Here is a 2010-nt window from a genome sequence, read left to right as displayed (position 1 = left end):
GCTGGCTGAGAAACAACAGCACCTGAGCGACGCTACAGCCCAACGGCTCGAAGAACTCGGTGACAAGAACCCACGTCGAACATTCACTGTCAATCTCCGGGCAGTCACCGTTCCGCCGACCGACACAGATGAATCGGTGGTCGATGCCCAACTCGATGACCTGAAAACGGTTTTCGACTCGATTGGTGGGGAGTTCTACGAGGTGGAGCGTGAACGCCTTCGAGATAATGGCCGTCGTGAAACCACGAAACGGAAACACGCACGCAACACGTTCGACCGACTGCTCAATCGTGACCTCGAGACGAAACGAGGGCAAACCACACCACATTTCATTTGTAATGGCCACGAACTCGCGCAGTTCATCACCATCCCGTCTGGTAACGAGCTGAGCATCGAAGGCGCACGACGAACGCGCTCTGAACAGGAGAGTCAGAGTTCGCTGCCTTTGCCACACCACGACCACATGGCGAGGTTGCGCGAGGGGATGACGATTGGGTACCCCGTCGATGAAAACGGCACGTCCGAAGACAACCCAGTGTGCATCCCACCCTCTTCGCTGGTCACACACTATCTTCGAGCCGCAACCACGGGTGGCGGGAAATCAAAAGCCCTGCTCAACGACATCCTTTCGGCGTATTCTAACACCGATGGCCCAGTCATCGTCCTCGACCACAAGGGCGACGGGTTGGCAGCAAACTACATGCGAGCCCATGGGCGGCGCTTCGGGATGGACGATCTCGAGGAGAACGTGCTGTATTTCCCAGTCCCCGACATCTTGCCTGGGTTTTCGTTTTTCGACCTTCGACCGGCGCTCTCGCGTGGCGTACGACGGATAGACGCGGTCAAGCGCAAGGCCGACCAGTACCAGCAAATCCTCGAACTCGTCGTGGGGAAAGACGTCGTTCGGAGCGCAACCACCACTCCAATCCTCATCCAGTCACTCATCACTGCACTGTTCGACGAGGAATACGGCCGTGAGAATGGCACGTACCGAGAACATACAGATTACTTCGGTCACGAACAACTCGAACACGTCTCGGACCAACTCAGAGCGGCCGGCCCACCACATCCGAACGAGGACGCCCTCCCAAAGACGACCGACGTTGCTGCTCGGCGTGAACTCCGTCGGAGAGTCTCGATGGATCAGACCACATTCTCGAACGTCCTTGATGGGCTGACCAATCGCCTCGGGTACGTCACGCTGAACCCCAACCTTCGGCGAATTTTTGATAACACCGCTCAGCAATTCGATTTCAGAGATATCCTCGATAGTAACCAGGTCATTCTGTTCGACCTTGGGGGGCTAAGCGACGAGTCGGCGAAAATCCTGACCGGACTCATCCTTACGATGTTAGAAGACGCACTGCGGACCCACGAGGACGACCTGACCCAACGCCCCGATGACTACGTAATCAACCTCATGATCGACGAGGCAGCGTCTGTGGCCGCCTCTCCGATCCTCAACAATCTCCTTGAGAAAGGCCGCAGCTTCAGGCTCTCGGTTGGACTGGCGATGCAGTTCCCCGAACAGATGCAAGCCGAGGGTGGCCGACGCCTCTATCTCAACTTGCTCAACAACATCGGGACCTTGCTCGTCGGGAAGATCAAGGTCGATCGCGAGTTGGCGAATGCGATGGCCTTCGAGGAGTTATCCCCCGAAGAATTCGCCAATCGGATCGGGTCGCTCCCACGAGGTGAGTGGATTGCCCAGCTGCCGAGCCCGACGTTCGGCAAGACGGGTCCGTATCCGTTCAACATCGAACCACTCCCGATTCCTGCGGGGCATCCCGAGAGTGAGTCGCCGCTTTCAGCACATGAAGAACAGCGATTACAAGATGCGCTCTCTCGCGTACATGAACGGACGCAGCAAGAATTCGGTGTTCCGCGAGACACAAGCGATCCAACGGCGAGGACGCCCGATGAATTAGGTGAGTTGCTTGATGTCCACACCGATGATCTGGACGTCGCTATCGCGAAGACCGTCCGAAGTGTGCAACTCCGCAACGGCGT

Annotated in this window: 1 protein-coding gene; it reads left to right on the top strand. The window is 57.2% G+C overall.

Translation table 11 applies throughout. From position 1 onward, the window contains the following. The coding region (locus AUR66_RS15695) for a TraM recognition domain-containing protein (RefSeq protein ID WP_157533163.1) at positions 1 to 2010 on the top strand (2010 nt) is incomplete at both ends.

It is taken from the genome of Haloferax profundi (genome assembly GCF_001469865.1).
GTDB lineage: Archaea > Halobacteriota > Halobacteria > Halobacteriales > Haloferacaceae > Haloferax > Haloferax profundi.
This window is presented reverse-complemented; position numbering and strand designations above follow the sequence as displayed.